Below are 1,057 nucleotides of genomic sequence, written 5' to 3'. Positions count from 1 at the left end.
GACCTGTCCCGGTGGTCCGCCGGGGACCTCGATGCCCGCCTTCCGCAGCCGGACGACGGCGCCGGCGAGGTGGGTGCTGGCGGAGGTGGGCGCGTAGCCGGTGGATCCGCGGCCTTCTCGGAGCATCCACAGGACGAACGCGACGAGCGCGCCGCGGGAGCCCTCCGTCTCGGGGAAGCCCTGCGTCGAGCAGAACCGCTGCCACACCCGCCAGCTCTTGTCGTAGGTGTCGACGGTGTTCTGGGGGACGAGCTGTTCGGCGACGGCGTCGGCGAGCTGCTCGGCGGACGCGAGCCGGTCGGCCGCTTCGACGCCGTGGCGCTCTGCCCACTGTCGGTGCAGGTGGGTGATTCGATTGTCGGGCTGGCGACTGGACGGTACGAGCTGTCCTGTCACGGTGTGCTCTTGATGGTCCGTCATACACCCAATTGTCGCACAGGATATGGGGAGGTTATCCGGAGTGATAGCCCTGAGATGGCCCCTCTGGAAGTCAGGTTATGGAGGGTGATTGGCATCGTTCCGCCCCCGCCCATCCGGCCGCTGCTGGGAGACTGTTTGTGTGGCGAGCGACGAAGAGCAGCGGGGTGCCTGGGTGATGCGCACGACCCTGGGCGACGGGAAACCCGCCGAGTGGGAACATGCGTGGGACCCGGAAGCGAAACCGATGAGCGAAGCCAACTACCAGAGGCTCTTGAACATCCTGTTCGGCCCTGCCCGCACCTTGCCGTCGCAACAGACGGGCAAGACCAACGGCGCCACCATGTGGGACTCCTCGGTCCAGGAGCGCGCCCTCGACTTCACCGACCTCGCCATCTTCCAGGTGCGAGACCTTCTCCCGTTCGTGACGGGACAGCGGACGATCGAACCACCAGCCGTACACGTCGCCTGCATCGAGTCCTTCCTGGTGAACGTTCGGCTCATCGTCGACTTCCTCTGCAAGGGGAACGCGAAGCTGGATGTGCGCGCCGCAGACTTCGTCCCGGGCTGGAGGGTGAACGCCGACCTGCGGAAGCGGCTGCTCGGCTACTTCACTCTCGCCAGTCAGCACGTCATGCAC

At 66.4% G+C, this 1,057-nt stretch carries 1 protein-coding gene and 1 pseudogene; one reads left to right on the top strand and one right to left on the bottom strand.

Annotation, left to right across the window (positions count from 1 at the left end; genetic code table 11):
- Window positions 1–420 (bottom strand): annotated as a pseudogene (locus ACFTWP_RS41890) (hypothetical protein); the annotation flags it as partial.
- Window positions 421–559: 139 nt separating this feature from the next.
- Here ACFTWP_RS41890 and ACFTWP_RS41885 point away from each other — a divergent pair.
- Window positions 560–1,057 (top strand): hypothetical protein (locus ACFTWP_RS41885; RefSeq protein ID WP_380270419.1); only part of this gene is annotated, 498 nt, incomplete at its 3' end.

It is taken from the genome of Kitasatospora sp. NPDC057015, from assembly GCF_042673745.1.
Taxonomy (GTDB): Bacteria; Actinomycetota; Actinomycetes; order Streptomycetales; family Streptomycetaceae; genus Kitasatospora.
This window is presented reverse-complemented; position numbering and strand designations above follow the sequence as displayed.